Origin of the sequence: Bacillus paralicheniformis (genome assembly GCF_002993925.1) — a bacterium.
GTDB classification, from domain to species: domain Bacteria; phylum Bacillota; class Bacilli; order Bacillales; family Bacillaceae; genus Bacillus; species Bacillus paralicheniformis.
In genome coordinates, this window is the sequence record NZ_CP023665.1 from 3,756,654 (window position 1) to 3,774,705 (window position 18,052).

The 18,052-nt window shown below is 47.2% G+C and carries 17 protein-coding genes; 5 read left to right on the plus strand and 12 right to left on the minus strand.

Features of this window, described 5'->3' with window-relative positions; translation table 11 throughout:
* Positions 1-109: 109 nt before the first annotated feature.
* Both CP943_RS19260 and CP943_RS19265 read left to right on the plus strand, forming a co-directional pair.
* The gene (locus CP943_RS19260; protein WP_095292114.1) at positions 110-835 is read left to right on the plus strand and encodes a C39 family peptidase; all 726 of its coding nucleotides are present in this window, start codon (positions 110-112) and stop codon (positions 833-835) included.
* 278 nt (positions 836-1,113) lie between these two features.
* Positions 1,114-1,782 (plus strand): pectate lyase, encoded by a 669-nt coding sequence (locus CP943_RS19265; protein WP_095292111.1) that lies wholly within the window; start codon positions 1,114-1,116, stop codon positions 1,780-1,782.
* Positions 1,783-1,811: 29 nt separating this feature from the next.
* On the opposite strand, the gene CP943_RS19270 is transcribed toward CP943_RS19265, so the two are convergent.
* The 5 genes from CP943_RS19270 to hprK are packed head-to-tail and all read right to left on the minus strand — an operon-like array spanning position 1,812 to position 5,692.
* On the minus strand, positions 1,812-2,330 hold the full coding sequence (locus CP943_RS19270; RefSeq protein WP_095292106.1) for an acyltransferase: 519 nt from the start codon (positions 2,328-2,330) through the stop codon (positions 1,812-1,814).
* The gene (ppaX, locus tag CP943_RS19275; protein WP_025810719.1) at positions 2,327-2,974 is read right to left on the minus strand and encodes a pyrophosphatase PpaX; all 648 of its coding nucleotides are present in this window, start codon (positions 2,972-2,974) and stop codon (positions 2,327-2,329) included. The genes CP943_RS19270 and ppaX overlap by 4 nt, the downstream gene beginning before the upstream one ends.
* On the minus strand, positions 2,964-3,911 hold the full coding sequence (locus CP943_RS19280; protein ID WP_026580159.1) for a nucleoside recognition domain-containing protein: 948 nt from the start codon (positions 3,909-3,911) through the stop codon (positions 2,964-2,966). The genes ppaX and CP943_RS19280 overlap by 11 nt, the downstream gene beginning before the upstream one ends.
* Positions 3,912-3,935: 24 nt before the next feature.
* Positions 3,936-4,748, minus strand: a complete 813-nt coding sequence (lgt, locus tag CP943_RS19285; protein ID WP_020453077.1) for a prolipoprotein diacylglyceryl transferase — start codon at positions 4,746-4,748, stop codon at positions 3,936-3,938.
* 11 nt (positions 4,749-4,759) lie between these two features.
* The gene (gene hprK, locus CP943_RS19290) at positions 4,760-5,692 is read right to left on the minus strand and encodes an HPr(Ser) kinase/phosphatase (protein WP_020453078.1); all 933 of its coding nucleotides are present in this window, start codon (positions 5,690-5,692) and stop codon (positions 4,760-4,762) included.
* Between the two features lie 196 nt (positions 5,693-5,888).
* Here hprK and CP943_RS19295 point away from each other — a divergent pair, with 196 nt between their 5' ends.
* Complete coding sequence (locus tag CP943_RS19295) at positions 5,889-6,368, plus strand: MarR family transcriptional regulator (RefSeq protein WP_020453079.1); 480 nt, start codon at positions 5,889-5,891, stop codon at positions 6,366-6,368.
* Between the two features lie 184 nt (positions 6,369-6,552).
* Positions 6,553-8,067 (plus strand): MFS transporter, encoded by a 1,515-nt coding sequence (locus CP943_RS19300; protein ID WP_234026584.1) that lies wholly within the window; start codon positions 6,553-6,555, stop codon positions 8,065-8,067.
* Positions 8,068-8,083: 16 nt separating this feature from the next.
* Here the strand turns inward: CP943_RS19300 and CP943_RS19305 are convergent, their stop codons facing one another.
* From CP943_RS19305 to CP943_RS19325, 5 genes are all read right to left on the minus strand, one after another.
* Positions 8,084-12,094 (minus strand): lamin tail domain-containing metallophosphoesterase family protein, encoded by a 4,011-nt coding sequence (locus tag CP943_RS19305; protein ID WP_105981252.1) that lies wholly within the window; start codon positions 12,092-12,094, stop codon positions 8,084-8,086.
* 97 nt (positions 12,095-12,191) lie between these two features.
* On the minus strand, positions 12,192-12,551 hold the full coding sequence (locus tag CP943_RS19310; RefSeq protein WP_023856370.1) for a phage holin family protein: 360 nt from the start codon (positions 12,549-12,551) through the stop codon (positions 12,192-12,194).
* Complete coding sequence (locus tag CP943_RS19315; protein WP_020453083.1) at positions 12,548-12,748, minus strand: PspC domain-containing protein; 201 nt, start codon at positions 12,746-12,748, stop codon at positions 12,548-12,550. Before CP943_RS19315 ends, CP943_RS19310 begins: the two co-directional genes overlap by 4 nt.
* Before the next feature lie 4 nt (positions 12,749-12,752).
* A complete protein-coding gene (locus tag CP943_RS19320) occupies positions 12,753-13,847 on the minus strand; it encodes a DUF4097 family beta strand repeat-containing protein (RefSeq protein WP_105981253.1) in 1,095 nt (364 codons plus the stop codon).
* Positions 13,848-13,872: 25 nt separating this feature from the next.
* Positions 13,873-14,199, minus strand: coding sequence for a DUF4870 domain-containing protein (locus tag CP943_RS19325; RefSeq protein WP_020453085.1), 327 nt, complete (start codon positions 14,197-14,199; stop codon positions 13,873-13,875).
* A 214-nt stretch (positions 14,200-14,413) separates the two neighbouring features.
* Between CP943_RS19325 and CP943_RS19330 the strand changes: the two genes are divergently transcribed.
* Entirely contained in the window at positions 14,414-14,644 is a 231-nt protein-coding gene (locus CP943_RS19330) for a hypothetical protein (RefSeq protein WP_026580162.1), read from the plus strand.
* Here CP943_RS19330 and CP943_RS19335 read toward each other — a convergent pair.
* Together CP943_RS19335 and uvrA are read right to left on the minus strand one after the other, a co-directional pair.
* Entirely contained in the window at positions 14,641-15,033 is a 393-nt protein-coding gene (locus CP943_RS19335) for a VOC family protein (protein WP_197197170.1), read from the minus strand. The two genes, CP943_RS19330 and CP943_RS19335, sit on opposite strands and share 4 nt — an antisense overlap.
* A gap of 141 nt (positions 15,034-15,174) precedes the next feature.
* Positions 15,175-18,048: an excinuclease ABC subunit UvrA gene (gene uvrA / locus CP943_RS19340; RefSeq protein WP_075212706.1), complete on the minus strand. Its 2,874-nt coding sequence runs from the start codon at positions 18,046-18,048 to the stop codon at positions 15,175-15,177.
* Positions 18,049-18,052 lie beyond the last annotated feature (4 nt).

Consider the following 18,052-nt stretch of genomic DNA (forward strand, 5'->3'; position numbering starts at 1 on the left):
CGTATGGGAAATGATAACTTTTATGTAATGAACATCTTGATGTTATAATATAAACAATTGCAAATCTTTGCCTTAACCAAACCAGCAAAGGGAAGACAGGAGACTCAGAATGAAATTTTTCAAAACTCTTTTTTTAATTTTTTTCGTAGCAGCTCTTATAACCGCCGTTCTTATACTGTTTTCTAAAGATGCGTTAAGCCCGTTAGCCGAAATGCTGAACAGCAGCCATAAGAATGCTGCTGACAATAAAGAAGTACATCAGCCGCTTGACGTCCCGCTGATCAACCAAATGGACTCGCCGAAGCTTTATAACGGCTGTGAAGTCGCCAGCCTGGCGATGATCTTAAACTACAGCGGATATCATGTCACAAAAAATGAGCTTGCCAATGAGGTGAAAAGAGTGCCTCTGCACTATGAAAGCGGCTTAAAGGGAAATCCTAACGACGGCTTTGTGGGAGATATGGAAAACGGACCCGGACTGAGTGTCTACCATGGCCCGATTTACGATTTGGCCTATTCATACGCAGGTACTAAAGCTGTCGATTTGACGGGAAGTGAGCCGGAGAAAATATATGAACAGCTGAATCAAGGAAGACCGGTTTGGGTTATCACCACTGTTCATTTCAGTCCAGTCAACGATATGGAAACATGGAATACACCGTCAGGTAAAATCGATGTGACGTACAGCGTTCACAGTGTTGCCGTGACAGGCTATGATGAGGATTACGTTTATTTGAATGATCCGTACGGATATAAAAACAGAAAAACAGACAGAGAAAATTTTGAGAAATCATGGACACAAATGGGCAGTCAGGCGATCGTGATCGCCGCTTAAAAAGGCAGATTAACCCCTGCCTTTTTTAGTTCTTTCAACCCCTATTAAAATAAGCCTCTTTACCCTTTCATCACATCCAAAATACAGAAAACAACCTCATTGCACGTGTTCATTTACTGTTTTTTCATAATATTCAAATTTTTTGTTTACATTTTAGCAAGCTCGCATATATGATAGTACCGAAATAGGTGTCTCATCTTATTGCAAAAGGACCAGAAATTGTTTTCATCTAAGGGAGACAAATCTGTTTTGAACAATATTTCATGAGGAGGATGAAAATGATGAAGAGATTAGCAGGTACGGTTATTTTGTCAGGTTTGCTCGTCTGCGGGTTTGGACAGGCTCTGCCCGAAAAAGCCTCGGCCGCCGAGGTCGTTCACAAAACGATCGTGGTCGAAAAAGGACAAACGTATGACGGGAAAGGCAAGCGGTTGATTGCAGGTCCGGAGCTGGGGGACGGAAGCCAGCGCGAAGATCAAAAACCGATTTTCAAAGTGGAGAATGGTGCAACGCTCAAAAATGTCGTGCTTGGCGCTCCTGCTGCTGACGGTGTTCACACTTATGGTAACGCTTCTATAAGCAATGTTGTTTGGGAAGATGTCGGCGAAGATGCCCTGACTGTCAAAAGCGAAGGAAATGTCACGATTAACGGAGGATCAGCCCGGCTTGCCGCGGACAAAATCTTTCAGATTAATAAAGCGAGTACATTTACCGTGAAAAATTTCACTGCGGATCAAGGAGGCAAATTCATTCGCCAGCTCGGAGGCTCGACATTTAAGGCAGTGGTCAATATTGATAACTGCACGATTACAAATATGAAAGAGGCCATCTTCAGAACCGACAGCAGTACAAGTTCCGTTACGATGACAAATACAAGGTACTCAAAAGTCGGAAAGAAGTGGATCGGTGTGAAGCATATTACGGAAAGGAACAATTATGAATTTTAACTTTGATTGCAAATAAAGGCCCCCGTTCTTTATTCAGCGGGGGGCTCCAACCTTTTTTCCATTTCTTCTTTTGTATAGATCAGCCGCATCGGATTGCCGCCGACAAAAGCGCCCGGAGGCACATCTTTATGAACGAGCGTACCGGCGGAAATGACGGCGCCGTCTCCGATTTCGACGCCTGGAAGGATCGTCGTATTGGCTCCGATCATGACTTCATCGCCGATGACAACCTCGCCGAGCCGATATTCTTTTATTAAATACTCGTGCGCCAAAATGGTCGTATTGTAGCCGATCACGGTGTTACGCCCGACGGAGATCTTTTCAGGAAACATGATATCCGGCATGACCATTAAAGCAAATGAGCATTTCTCTCCGATTTTCATCCGCAAAAACGTCCGGTACATCCAATTTTTCATCCCAAGAAACGGCGTATAGCGCGCTGCCTGAATGACGATAAAGTTTTTGACCACTTTAAAAAATGGAACCGTCTGATAGATGTGCCATAAGGAATTGGAGCCGGACACCGGATAGCGCTTCGTTTTTCTCAAGCTTTCTCCACCTCAAGAATGCGAAGGAGATCGCTCATTTGCTGGAGCATAAAATCAGGCTCGTGTTTAGCCAGGCTTTCTTCTCCTTTAATCGTCCACGCAACGCCTGCTGTTTTCGTTCCGGCGTTCTTCCCTGCTAATATATCGTGGTAATTATCACCGATCATGATGGCTTCTTCCGGACGGCTGCCAAGCTTGGAAAGGGCGAGCAAAACAGGCTCGGGATCTGGCTTCGGCCGCTTGACGTCATCCAGCGTCACAACCGTCTCGAAAAAGGCATCAAGCCCCGTCAGTTTAAGCCCCATGATAACGGTGTCCCGCAGCTTTGTCGTGACAATCCCGAGCTTATACCCTTCTTCCGCGAGGCGTTCCAGCGTCTCGTAAACCGTCTCATACTCGGTTACCAGTTCATCATGCATCTGATGATTAAATGTCCGGTACATGGTGATCATTTCTTCAGCCTTATCCTTTTGAATGCTTGAGAACGTTTCATAAAGGGAAGGTCCGATGAAAGCAAGGACATCCTCCCGTTTATAGCGTCCCGGTGCATAATGGTCGAGCGTGTGCAAAAATGAGGCGATGATCAGCTCATTTGTATTGATTAGCGTTCCATCCAAATCAAATAAAACCGTATTAACTTTCATACAAAGCTTCCTTTCTGCGAACGGAATAACCCGGCTTTCTCCAGATGCGCGAAATCGCGATCGTCAGCAGAATCGCGGTTACAAGCCTGATCAACAAAAGAGGCCAGACCGGAATGCCGAGCGGGATAAATACCAATGTGTCTTCCACAACCGCGTGACAGGCAACGAGAAAAATAAACGCGATCGTTACATCTCTTTTGCTGACGCCGTCTTCTTCGACCGCTTTGATCATAACGCCGGCCCCATATGCAAGGCCGATCGTCAGCCCGGCAACCATCGTCATTGAGGTGTTCTCTTTCATGCCGAGCATTCTCGTCAGCGGTGCAAACCACTTTGAAAAAGTATGCAGCCAGCCGAGGTCTCTCATATATTGAATGATGATCATCAGCGGTATCACGATGGCTGCAAGCTGAAGGACACCAAGACCCGCCTTGGTGACGGCTTCAAGCGCAATTTCAAGCCAGCCGGAAGGAGCGGCGCTTTTCGCAGAGATCAAGCCGTATTTAGCCGCATCCTGACCGCCGTGCCAGACAAGGTTAATGATAAAGGCCGAAAAAACGGCGAGGCCGATGCGCACAAGCAAAATAAGCCATATTTTAATTCCAACCCTTGATGCAACGGTCGATTCGATAATCAAATTGTGGCAAAACGACAGCATCACCGCTAAAATAAACACTTCTTTAACTGTCAAATCAAGCGTTAAAATCCCCGCAATTCCGGCATACAAGTTCAGCATGTTGCCGAGCACAAGCGGTATCGCCGCTTCCCCTGACAACCCGAAAATTCCCATCGCCGGCGTGATCAGTTTGATCAACCAGTCCATCACCGGTGTGTGCTGAAGCATGCTGACAATCAGCGTGACAGGAAAAATCACTTTTCCGAGTGTCCACGTCGTTTTCAGTCCCGCCACAGCGCCGGCTTTTAAAGTTCCCTTCATTGCTGTCTCCCCTTTGTAAAATCGCTACATCTCCTGATACCGTTTAATCTCTCGCCCTTTGAAACGTCTGTAGGCTATCAGCGCAGCCGCACTGAGGATCAGGACGATTGAAATCACCTGGGCGATGCGAAGGTTCGCCGTCAGCATCAGACTGTCCGTTCTCAGGCCTTCGATATAGTAGCGTCCCATCGAATACCAAATGACATAGATTAAGAACAGCTCGCCTCGCTTTAAATTCGCTTTTCTTAAAAGAAGCAGAACGACGACTCCCGTGAAGCTCCACAGCGATTCATACAAAAAGGTAGGCTGGTAGTACTGCCCGTCGATGTACATTTGATTGATGATAAAATCAGGCAGGTGGAGGTTTTCTAAAAACGCTCTTGACACCGCCTCACCGTGCGCTTCCTGGTTCATAAAGTTTCCCCAGCGGCCGATCGCCTGACCGAGCAGGATGCTTGGAGCAGCAATATCAGCCAGCTTCCAAAACGAAAGCCCTTTGACCTTCGCATAAATGATTCCCGTCAGTACGGCGCCGATCAGTCCGCCGTGGATCGCAAGGCCGCCGTTCCATATTTGAATAATCTGGTCCGGGTGTTCACTGTAATAGCCCCATTGAAAAATGACATAGTATGCCCTTGCACATAAAATCGCAATCGGGATCGCAAAAAGCACCAAATCGACAAAGGTGTCCTTATGCAGCCCCCTCCGTTCGCCTTCCCTGACCGCCAGCCACAAGCCCAGCAAAGCGCCAAGGCCGATGATAATGCCGTACCAATGGACAGCAATCGGCCCCAGGTGAAAAGCAATCGGATTTAAAGGTTCAATCGTTTCATTCATATTGTCAGCTCCTATTCTTCAAGCTCACCATCTTCAATCACATCCGCAAGCTTATGGGTAAATTGCTCAGCGGCATTCAGACCCATTCTCTTTAGTCTGAAGTTCATTGCGGCCACTTCGATGATGACGGCAAGATTTCTTCCCGGACGAACCGGAATTGTCAGCTTCGGAACGTCTGTATCAATAATTTTCATTGTATCTTCTTCAAGCCCTAAGCGGTCATACTGCTTTCCTTGCTCCCAAAGCTCCAGACTCATGACAAGAGTAATCCGCTTAAAGCTTCTGACCGCCCCCGCGCCAAATAACGTCATGACATTGATAATGCCAAGGCCTCTGATTTCCAGGAGATGCTCAATTAATTCAGGCGCGCTTCCGATCAATGTATCCTGGTCTTCCTGTCTGATCTCAACGCAGTCATCCGCCACAAGGCGATGGCCTCTTTTGACAAGCTCCAAAGCCGTTTCGCTTTTTCCAACGCCGCTCTTTCCGATAATGAGCACCCCGACGCCGTAAACATCGACGAGGACGCCGTGAATCGCAGTTGTCGGAGCCAGCTGGCTTTCAAGAAAATTCGTCAGACGGCTTGTCAGGCGCGTCGTCTTTAACGGGGATCGAAGCACAGGCACGCCGTTTTCTTCGGAAGCCTCGATGAGTTCAGGCGGAATCGGCAAATCACGGGAAAGGATGATCGCCGGTGTAATTTCCGTGCATAACGACAGCATCCGCTGCTTTTTTTCTTCCTCTGGAAGCTTTTCAAAAAAGGTAATCTCGGTCTTCCCAAGCAGCTGAACCCTCTCTTTTGGATAGTATGTAAAATAACCAGCCATTTCAAGGCCCGGTCTTGATAAATCGCTCATCGTAATCGGGCGGTTGATCCCTTCTTCTCCGCTGATGAGCTCAAGCTTAAATTTATCCATCACATCTTTTGTTCGAACTTTCGGCACGATTGATGCACCCTCCTCTTCTCAGATGAAGAACTAGACATTCAGCTTTATTCTATCACTTTCAAAATGAACCTAAAACATTTTTTGAAAATGGCCCCCCTTGACACTTCGGTGAAGTCTTCTTTTCCCGGGCTTTCTTTCAAAGCGAAAAATCAGTAGTATGTAAAGAGGAACGCGAAAAGGAAGTGAATAACCGTTGAAATACAATATCCATGATACCACCGTGCTGAACGAAGACATTTTGACCCCGGAAGAAAAAGAGACATGGGTTCTTTATATGAAAGTACTGACCGCTGCCGGCCTGGGGGATGTCTCCGAATGGATGAAGCTCGATCTCAGCATGCCGCAAATGAAAGTTTTAATGCTTCTGAACAACCACGGCACACTGAAAGTCTCTGAAATCGCTGAAAAAATGGGCGCTTCCCTTTCAAATATGACCGGACTGCTGAGCCGCCTTGAACAAGCGAACTTCATCAAAAGAACACATTCCGAGCAAGACCGGAGAACGATTGTTGTTGAACTAACCGAAGATGCAAAGGGGATTTTTCGAAGCCTTTACAAAAAGGGCCACGAAAAGCTCAAAAAGGCGCTCCAGAAACTGAACGAACAGGAAAAAACCAAAGTGAATGAAGGCCTTACCATTCTTGAAAAAGCGTTAAAAGCTGACGATGAATAGACAAGCTGCCCGGAAAACGGCGCAGCTTTTTTTGTTGAAAAATTTCTTTTGACAAAATGTGTTTTTTTAAGGATGATTAAAATAGTTCACTCAAAGTGTATTATTCATTTTAAATTAACAAAAAAGGAGGATATATGGTGTGAACCAAAAGTGGGCCGTATTATTATTTACGATCGGCGTGTTTATGGCTGCTTTAGACAATGGCATCATTTCAGCCGCGCTGACGACAATCAACGATTCTTTTCAAGTATCCCCCTCATGGGGAGCTTGGGGCATCACACTTTATACGCTCGGTTTGGCAGTCAGCGTCCCGATCGTCGGAAAGCTGTCTGACCGGTATGGACGCAAAAAGCTGTTTATCATCGAAGTCTTGCTGTTTGGCGCCGGTTCGCTGCTGGTTGCATTGAGCCAAAACTTCCCGATGTTTTTATTGGCAAGGCTGATTCAGTCGCTTGGCGGCGGCGGAATCTTTATTATCGGAAGCTCGCATATTCTCACTGCGCTGCCTAAAGAAAAACAGGGAACCGCACTGGGGCTTTTAGGTGCGATGAACGGCATCGCGGCAGTGCTCGGTCCAAATATCGGCAGCTTTATTTTGGATATGACCGGAAGCTGGCACTGGCTGTTTTTGATCAACCTTCCGATTGCCGCAGTCCTGATCATTCTCAGCATTCCATTGATGAAAGAAACAAAAGGCGGAACACAGAAGCCGCTCGATCTGGCCGGAACTGTGCTGCTGTCTCTTGCGATTTTAGCTGTGATGTACGGAATAACGAATATAAACGGACAGCACATGTCTGCCGTCCTGTCCGATCCAAAGGTTTATTGTTTTCTTCTGATCGGCTGCGGGCTGTTTGCAGGACTCATCTTTTATGAAAAACGCATAGAACTGAAAGGCGGCGACCCGATACTTGCCTACAGCTTATTAAAAAACAAGGTGTTTCAATGGACGCTTTTTATCGGATTTTTATCCGGCGGACTCTTGGCAGCCGTTATTTTCATTCCTGCATATGCGGAACAATATTTGCATGTCGCTCCTGAAAAAGCGGGGTATTGGATGACGCCTCTGGCGCTGGCTTCAGGAATAGGAGCAGGGCTCGGCGGAATGCTCGCCGATCGGAAAGGACCGGTAAAGGCAGCATGGCTCTCGGGAATCATTTCGTTCGCCGGGTTTTTACTCTTATCCGTCTGGGTGACAGAGAAGTGGGAATTTGTTTTGGCAAGCATTATCGCAGGGGTCGGTTTTGGTTTTCTGTTAGGCGCGCCGTTAAATATGCTTGTATCAGAGGCAGCAAAACAGGATTACGGGACAGCGCTCGGCACATTATCACTCGTCAGGCAGATGGGAATGACCTTGGCGCCCGCTTTGTATGCAGGATATATAACGGCCGGCTACGAAAATATCGGCACACATATCAAACAAAAACTGAATGATGCAGGAATGCCGATAAAAGAATTTACAGGCGGTGAGTCGGACGTATCGCGTCTGAACGAATCACTCAGCCAGATTCCCGATCCAAAAGTCAAGGACATTATAAGCGAAGCGATCCATGAAAGTGTGGGAACGGGGTTTTTTAACCTCTACTTCACAGCCGCCGTCCTCTCCCTTGCCGTCATCGCTTCTGTCAGCATTTTATCGCTTTACAGAAAAAAACAAGCCGACACGGCAACCCGTCTGAAAAAAGATGTGACAAACTAAAAAGCATTTGCTCCCCTTAGGAAAACAAATGCTTTTTACGTTCACAAATGAATACCGCAGCCAGCCAAAAGCCGATTACAGCAATTGGGGGATTTTTCATACCTGACGGCTCAAGTTTCGCTTGCTTTAACTTTATGCCGGCCGGCGGGGGGCTCCCCGACAATTGCCACAGAGCTGAGCCCACCCCGGCGGTTTGATCTATCAAAAAGGATTTCATGCCGTCATCTTTTGTCGTCAATTTCCACATCTGAGATCTGCTTTTGCCGCCGTAATGGTCAGAAGCTGCGGCGTACCAGAAATAGGTTGTGTTCGGCTGTAAATCCTTCCATGTCACTGAAGCCGTCTTTCCGCTTTTCACCGTTTTTGCTTTCCCAATTTCCTTGTTCGAAAAGACATTCAGCTCAAAATAATCGGTTTTAACCTTTTTCTTCCGTGGTTTCAGATCCGTTTTGATGTTGAACTCGTCTTTCGGGCCGAATTGGTGCGGATCATAAAAATTATAGTCGTCAAGATATGGCGAATACGTTTTGACATGGATCGTGTCATGCTTCGGATCTACATGAAGAATTCTTAAATAACCTTGGCCTCCTTCAGGACCGCCCTGATAGTCGGCAAGCATTTGATACACCTTGCGATCCGGCTTGCCGTCCCCGTTATCATCAAGCCTGTCGACTTGTAAGTTGGAGCTGTGATAGTGGCCGCTCAACACAGCGATCACATTCGGATTCCGCTTGATGATCTGTTCAAATATTTTCTCCCCGATTGGACTTCTGCTTCCGCTGACAAGCAAAAACTCGTGAAATGACAAAATCGCTTTTCGATCGGGATGGCGTTTCAGAACATCATCTATCCACTGCAGTTCTTTTTTTCCGATTCCCCACCCCATCGATACCATGATATAGTCGTTTCCCCCGCTGGAGATGAGATCGTAATGCCCTTTGTTATTCTGATAAGACCCGCCGTAATGCGGTTTTTGTTTAAAACGTCTTTCCCCGAAATACCTGCCGAATTTCAAATAAGACCGGTCTTTATGGCTGACATCGTGATTGCCCGCCAGCACGCCGTATGGAACTTGATGGTCGTCGAGAACTTTCATGAACTGGTCGGCGCGCTTCCATTGCAGCGGCTGATCCGCTTCATCCACAAGATCCCCCGTATGAAAGACGTACTGAATGTTCAGCTTATCCTTTTGTTCGGCGATCCACTTGACCTGACGTTCAAAAATGTGCGGATAGCTTTCCGAATAATATTGCGTATCAGACATCCACACAAATGTATAGTCATTTTGCGAAAGCTGAATTTGATCCTGAATGATGATGCTCGCCTTGGATTGACGGATATAATCGGCAGCTTTTATGCTTCCTTTGAGGGTGAAAGGTTTTTCATCCTTTGCAACATGGAATGTCAGCGTCTCCCACCTCTTGCTCGTCCAATTCCAAGCGAACATGGAGACTTTTCTGCCGGGAAGCGAACTGCCTCGCCACCGCACTTCCACCTTGTCGTTCGGCCCCGTATTTTCATCCACTTTGACATCAAAGCGATGGTACGGAAACTTTGTTGTTGATGACGTTTCAAAACCTTTTCCGTCAGGTGCGGACATGCCGCTGCGCTCTTCTTTTGTCATCGCCTTTTCCCCTCTGACCGCAAAGCTTTGCGGAGGTTCCGTCCCGCTTTCGTTCGCTGACACGTCAACGTGCTCTTCGTCTTTTACAGTGTACTGAAACCCTTGATGGAATGACACTTTCATCTTATCTTTGGTCGGGTCCTTGACGCGAACGGCCAGCTTAGCTTGTGTGCTGCCGGGGGCATTTTTGACCTGGGCTGGCTTGTCCGGCTTTTCCTCTTTAATATAAAATGCCTTTTTCACGATTGACAGGTTGCCGGCGCTGTCCTCCGCTTTTATTTTCAGTTCGTGCTTTCCCGCATCCAGGCCGGCAGAAGATATAAAATAGGGAAGCGCTATTTTTTTGCCGTCAAGAACGGCTTTTATGCTTTTCACACCGCTCCATTTATCGTGTGCGACCGCATTGATCTCAAACGATCCTTTATACGTCCTGCCGTCTTTTAATGACGTTTTGATCTCAGGGCCTGTATTATCAACCGTCACCCTGCGGATGAGCCTTTCTTCGCCATTCTCCGCTTCAACGATGTGCGGCCCTTCATCCCAGGCCCGTGTATGCCATTGACTGGCAAGCGATGTAAACTTGGCTTCCGGAATCGAAAAACGGAATTCATACCATTCGCGCGCCCCTGGACCGTCGCCGGCCGGAAGCTCAGCTTTCGGATCGTCGTACTGCTCATCGCGAATGATGGTCCCATCCGCTAAGATAAGACGGGGATTCTTGAGGACAAAATCATCCCTGTTTTCTTCTGCAGATTGTTCAAATGGGGTTGACTTCGTGCCTGAACGAACTTTAATCGCAAACGGCTTTCCTTTTTTAAATTCCTCCGGAGAAACCGGAACCGTAATGGTCGTATACCGGCGGCGCGAATCGTCAAAAACTTTTTGAACCCTTCTGCCGATCGTTATAGCATTTTTAAAATACAGATTTGTTTGATTGACATCGAATGCAAAGTAGGCCTTTTTTTCAAGCGCTGATTCACCTTTTTTTTGTTCAATTCCGTCAATCCGAATTGTCGTTTCAAAAGGCGGCTTTTCTGCTGTGGCTTTCAACAGCATTTTTCCGGAAACGGTTCCGCCTTCGCTTACATTCAGCCTGAGCCCCTTTAAAATCCGCTGTTCAAGCGGTATCGTTTTCTTTTCAGTCACCGTAACATTTGATCCATCGCCGGACCGCATATAGTATTCCACTTTTTCTTTGCCAATGAGCTCGGCAAAATAGATATTGTGGCGGTACAAACCGTCATTGCGGCTTTTTTCAACACGGACTTCAGTAAACGGCTCATCATCATTCATACGGTAGAAAAACTGCGCCTGTTTCACTTGCCGATTGTCTTTCATGTCAGCTAAGAGCTGAATCGTTTCACCCGGTTTGACCGCTTGATGATCCGTCATATCATGGATCGCCGGCTTTTCTCTGTCAGGCATGACCGTCACCGTCTGTGAAGGAACCTGCGCCTTCAGGAGCGAACCAGGAGACGGTGTTTCTTCCCCGGCCGATATCATTTTCATATGCTTCGTTCCATCCAGCGGATATCGATAAAGAAGCGCTTTATTTTTAGTGACATCAGTTTTATCCGGCTTGCTTTGATAACGGGCGGATGCGACCTCTTCCCCGCTGTTTGTGCAGATAATCACCTCTCTCGGCGCCGTATTTGCCAGGCCGCTCCCTTTGAGAACAGAAAGCGTTTTGCCTTCACGAAGGTGAACACCGTAATGCTGATTGAAGTCATCTTCCGTCAAATGTCCGTTTGAGCGGTTTTTCACCCAAAACACGTGTGTTTGACCGGAAGGAATCGTCACATCATCGCGTTCAAAAGGCCAGACGGTGTCTGATTCCTTGCCCTTTTCAGGATGCCTGTATTTCATTTTGTAATTGTTCAGATGAACAGCTTTATTGGTATTGTTATAAACTTCAATAAATTCATAGCCGTCCTTTGCACCGGTGTTTGACGTGTCGACAGCCATTTCCGTGATCAACAGCTCCGGAAGCTTTTGTGTATCCGTACGTACGCCTTTCAGGGCGACAGTATACACATCCGTCTTCACAGAGGAACGACCGGCCTGAGCCTCAATGTAATACTGGACTTTGTCGGATGCTATGGATTCGCTTTCCAACTTGGCAATATAGCCGTTCTGTTTGCCCGGCTCTACTTCCATCGGAATCCCCCGATACGGCAATTCGGCATGCTGCTTGTAATACAGAATGACCGTGTCAGCGGCCGCCTCCGCGGAAAAATACAAGTCGTCTCCTTTTTTTACTTGTTCAACAGAAGTATGCCTGATGGCCGGTGAACCAAGCTGACTGTGCTCTTTTTCCGCCGCGGACGATATCGGCATCTGTAAGGCAAAAAGTAAAACTGCGGCCAGAAACAAAAGGGTTTGGCGATTTCTGTACTTTTTCATCGTCTACCTCCCTTTCGTATTTTGCCTTTACAGATCATTTTTATGAAAGAGACATCCGTGCAAAAAAAAGAAGCCTGATGATTCATCAGACTTCAACTTATTTTTTGGACATCGGTTCGATAATTGCTTTTTGAATGAGCAAGTGGAAAACCGACAGGACGATCGACGCAAAAATGGCTGTCCCAAAGCCGTCCAGGTCAAAACTGTCCCCCATAATGGATGCGGTCATATAAAGAGTAATCGCATTGATGATAAACAAAAATAAACCTAACGTAATCACCGTGACAGGCAGCGTCAAAATCACCAGCACCGGCTTCACAAACATATTTAAGATCGATAAAATCAAGCTTGCCGTGATGGCTGCCCCGATGCTTCTGACGTGAACCGAATCAAAGTAACCGGCAATAACGATTAATAATAAGGCATTGACAAGAACGTTTATGATCCATTTCATCATCTGTCGACGTCCCCTTCATTCGGCACTAGGAATACCCAGACAATATAAATCAGCAGAACGGGAACTCCGGTCGAAAATATAAATAATAGAACCGTAATGATTCTCAGCAATGACGCATCCATATTTAAATACTCAGCAAGACCCCCGACGACCCCGGCAATCTTTCTGTCTGTTTCGGATCGAAATAGCCTTTTCATTGTATCACTCCTGTGTATGGTTTAAATGGATCGATCCTGTCTTCGATTCCAAAAAAACAGTCATGCTATGATCATGATTTTGATTTGCTTTTAGATACATTTCTTTCTGGATTGTCTCGTTTTTTTCTTTTAAAATTTCCGCATCTGACAGATCATGAGACAGAGAACCGAGATTGCTTTTCAGCTCCGCTGTCACAGCGCAGTCCCGGGGAACATTCAGCTCTACGCTTCCAGTCGTTGTTTTCACATATGCCGTACGGCAGTGCGGATTTTTGACTGTTGCAGCAATATTGCCGTTAAAGCTCTGCAGGTCAATCGCATCACATGAACCTTTAAGATCGATCAATCCATTGATGGTTTCCGCTTCAATCTCTCCGCAAGTATGGTCGGCGAGTTTGATTTGTCCATTTGCAGTTTCCAATGAAGCTTTTCCTGCCGTGAGAGCAGAGAACGACAGCACGCCGTTCGTCGTTTTGGCGGACAGCTCTTTTACGTTTAAATGTTCCCCTCTGACCGGGCCGTTAAACAGCTTAAAGCGGATTTTGCCGTACTCTTTGTCCGGTATATAGACGGTAAGGTTGGTCTTCATTGTTTTTTTCTCCGTGCGGATCGTGAACTTATCGCCTTCCACACCGCAGTCGATATGCTGGAGAAAAGCCTGCCTTGCTTCATCCTGATTTTCGGCGCGGTACACTTTTGCCTGACATTCGACTCTGATGTCGGAATCGTTCCATGGTACAAGGTTGACGCTGCCGTTGGCAAGCTGAATATCCAGAGTCGAAAAATCGGAGTCTTTGAACTGGAATATATGCTGAACCTCGAACGAGTGCCCGAAATTCAAATCCAGGTCTGCTTCTTTCACTTTTTTTACAGCGGTATCAATCCATTCGAACAGTTTGGAACCGATTGAAGGCTTCGGTTCTTTTTTCTTTTCGCTGTAGAAGTCTTCCGCATCAATGACATTTTCAGACAGAGCTGTCACTTTGCTCTCCGTTTCCCTATAGTCTTCTTCAAGTTTTTCGATCAGGATCAGCGCCTCTTTCGCAGACAGTTTTCCTTCCTCGACCAATTTTAAAATTCGCTCTTTCTCATGCTTCATGAAAAGCTCCCCCGTTCTCCTTCTTTTAGGCCTGAGTCAGCATTTTAATCCCTTGAACAACGTTCCAGACCACAATAATCAAGCTGATGATCCCGAAAAAAACAAAACCTCCGACCATGAAAATGACCGCCAAATAACCGCCGTCATTAAAGATAAGCGAACCGCTGATCGCGCCTGCTGCCAATATGACTACGCTTATAAACGGAATAATATGCGAAATAAGCGAACGCATCGCATGCTTTTTCGTTTCTTGATCATCTGTTATAAAATACGCAGCGATTGGCAAAATAAGCGGGGCAAAAAAAACGCTAAAATAACAAATTGCAGAAATCAGTGCGTTGTTTCTCGTCATGCAAAACACTCCTTATCGATGTAAAGCGTTCTTGTGAGTCTAATGTACAGTGACCTTATACTCAGTTTACGTGTATCTTGGCCTTTAGGTTTCATTTTCATTCGATCGGCGTGCGTCAAACTTCGCGAATTGATTTTTTTAGATTTTATGAATAGATTCTTTTTTTATAACCCTTTAAAATATGTGGCAAAGCCAAAGAAAAGGAGCGAGCGTTATGAAACAGAAATCGGAAGTACACGCCTCATCCGCCTCCCAGCTTCTTAGTCTGATTCAGGAACAAAAAAGGATGAATCAGGAGATCGTGAACCGATTGGAAGCGATCAACTCCGCTCCTCCGCTTTCCAGCGAAATCCGCTATTTAAAGGTTCTGCTGAACAGCAGCAGCACCCACATTTTAAACAGTATGATTGAAGCGGCCAAACACATCAGCCGGACTGAGCGTTAAACGTTCTCACGAAGTTCGTTTGATATTTCAACCAGATTTCCGTCGGGATCTCTGATATACACCGAAACGATCGGTCCTTCAGCGCCCGTCCGCTCTGCGGGGCCTTCTTCAATCTGAATGGACAGCCCTTCCAGATGACGGATCACATCATCAATGCCTGTATTTGTGATGAAACACAGGTCCAGGGAGCCGGGCACCGGGTGCTGTGCCTTCGGCTCAAATTCTTTTCCGGCCTCGTGGAGATTTATTTTTTGCCTGCCGAATGTCAGCGCTTTTCTTCCTTCTCTAAAAGTGACCGCATCCATCCCCAACACACGGCTGTAAAATTCGCATGTCGCTTCAATGTCTTTGACCGTCAGGACCAGATGATCAATCCGATCGATCTTCATCACCCCATCCCCCTTTATGGTTTGTTTTTTACGTTATAACAGCTATTGAATAAAAGAGCAATGAAAATCTTTTGAACAAAGCTTGCCGCTGATCATTCGGCCATTGAAAAAGCTGCCGACGTGAGATCGGCAGCATGTTATTTACGGTCTGACAGCTTCTTTTTCCTGAAGCCGCTTTTTCATTCTGTTTTTGTCGCGTTCAATGATCGGTTTTAAATAATGGCCGGTATATGACCCTTCAACTTTCATGACTTCTTCGGGCGGTCCGGAGGCCACGATCGTCCCCCCGCCGTCTCCTCCTTCAGGGCCCAAATCGATCAAATAATCAGCTGCTTTTATAATATCGAGATTGTGTTCGATTACAAGCACGGTATCTCCGTTATCGACCAGGCGCTGCAGAACAGCCAAAAGCCTTGCGATATCATCGACATGCAGTCCTGTCGTCGGCTCGTCCAAGATATAGAGGGATCTTCCCGTTGAACGGCGATGAAGTTCAGATGCCAATTTGACCCGCTGCGCTTCTCCCCCAGAAAGCGTTGTAGCCGGCTGTCCGAGCGTAATATAGCCAAGCCCGACATCATAGAGGGTCTGCAGCTTGCGCTTGATTTTCGGGATGTTCTCAAAAAATTGAACGGCATTTTCGACCGTCATCTCAAGCACGTCAGAAATGTTTTTACCTTTGTATGTGACCTGAAGCGTTTCACGGTTGTATCTCTTTCCGTGGCAAACCTCACAAGGAACGTATACATCGGGCAGGAAGTGCATCTCGATTTTGATAATTCCGTCGCCTTTGCAGGCTTCACAGCGCCCGCCTTTGACGTTAAAGCTGAAGCGCCCTTTTTTGTATCCTCTGACTTTCGCTTCATTCGTCTGGGCAAACACGTCACGGATGTCATCGAACACGCCGGTATATGTGGCCGGGTTTGACCTCGGCGTCCGGCCGATCGGAGACTGGTCGATGTCGATCACTTTATCGAGGTGTTCGATTCCTTTTATTTCTTTGTACTCTCCCGGTTTTGCCTTCGCCCGATGCAGCTTCTGAGCCAGCGTTTTGTGAAGAATTTCATTGACGAGTGTGCTTTTCCCTGATCCCGATACCCCGGTGACAGCTGTGAACACGCCGAGCGGAAACTTCACGGAAACATTTTTCAAGTTGTTTTCCTTTGCGCCTTTGACCTCGATAAAACGGTTGTCAGGCTTCCTTCTCTCGGCAGGAAGAGGAATGAATTTTTTCCCTGAGAGGTACTGCCCTGTCAGCGATTGATCATCGTTCATCACTTCTTCCGGTGTTCCGGCGGAGATCACTTCTCCCCCGTGTACGCCCGCGCCGGGTCCGATATCAATTAAATAGTCGGCGGCAAGCATCGTGTCCTCGTCATGCTCGACGACGATCAAGGTGTTTCCGATATCCCTCATGTTTTTGAGCGTATCAATCAGGCGGTCATTATCGCGCTGATGAAGACCGATTGACGGCTCATCAAGAATGTAGAGGACACCGGTCAGCCTTGAGCCGATTTGCGTTGCAAGCCTGATCCGCTGCGCTTCTCCTCCCGACAGAGTGCCGGCTGCGCGGCTGAGCGTCAAATAGTCAAGCCCGACATTGTTCAAAAACCCAAGGCGCTCTTCAATCTCCCGCAAAATGAGGTTGGCGATCTTCATGTCTTTTTCCGAAAGTTCAAGTTCACGGAAAAATTGAAGGGCGTTAGAAACCGACATTTCGGTTATCTTACCGATGTGAAGGCCGTTTATCAGCACGGCGAGGGATTCCTTTTTCAGACGATAGCCTTTGCATGAAGGGCACGGCTGATTGGCCATGTATTTTTCCATCAGTTCCCGAACGTAATCAGAGCTCGTTTCTTTATAGCGCCTTTCGATATTGCGGATGACGCCTTCGAACTCAATGTAGTTTTCCCGGACCTGTCCGAAGTCGTTTTCATATCTGAAATAAATCTGCTCATCTCCGCTGCCGTAAAGGATTTTTTCAAGCTGGTGCTTCGGCAGCTCCCCGACCGGAACATCCATATCGATTCCATAATGGCTGCATACCGCTTCAAGCAGCTTCGGATAATACTGGGAGCTTTGCGGTTCCCAAGGTGCAATCGCATTCTCCTTTAGCGACAGCTCATCGTTTGGAATGACGAGCTCTACATCGACTTCCAGCTTGGACCCGAGGCCGTCGCAGCTTGGACACGCGCCGAACGGGCTGTTGAAAGAGAACATTCTCGGCTCCAGTTCACCGATTGAAAAACCGCAGTGCGGGCAGGCATGATGTTCGCTGAAAAGCAGCTCTTCCTGTCCGATCACATCGATGATCACGCGGCCTTCACCGAGGCGGAGCGCCGTTTCGAGCGAGTCTGTGAGACGAGCTGTTACCCCTTCTTTTATAACGATACGGTCGACGACGACTTCAATCGAATGCTTTTTATTCTTTTCGAGCTCGATGTCTTCTGAGAGGTCGTTCATTTCGCCGTCGATCCGGACTCTCACATAGCCTTGTTTTCTGATTTGGTCGAGCACTTTCACGTGCGAACCTTTTCTTCCCGAGACGATCGGCGCGAGCACCTGGATCTTCGTGCGCTCGGGATATTCCAAAATTCTGTCCGTCATCTGTTCGATCGTTTGCGAGGTAATTTCAATCCCGTGAACCGGGCAGACCGGCTTTCCGATTCTGGCAAACAGCAGCCGGAGATAATCATAGATTTCCGTCACCGTTCCGACTGTCGACCGGGGGTTCCGGCTCGTCGTTTTCTGATCGATGCTGATCGCCGGCGACAGGCCTTCGATCGCATCGACGTCGGGTTTGTCCATCTGTCCTAAAAACTGGCGGGCATATGCGGAGAGAGACTCGACATAGCGCCGTTGCCCCTCTGCATATATCGTATCGAACGCAAGGGATGATTTCCCTGATCCCGAAAGACCTGTCAGCACGACAAGCTGGTCCCTCGGAATAGAGACATCGATATTTTTCAGGTTGTGGGCCCTTGCACCTTTCACCTCAATTCGTTTCGTTGCCATTCTC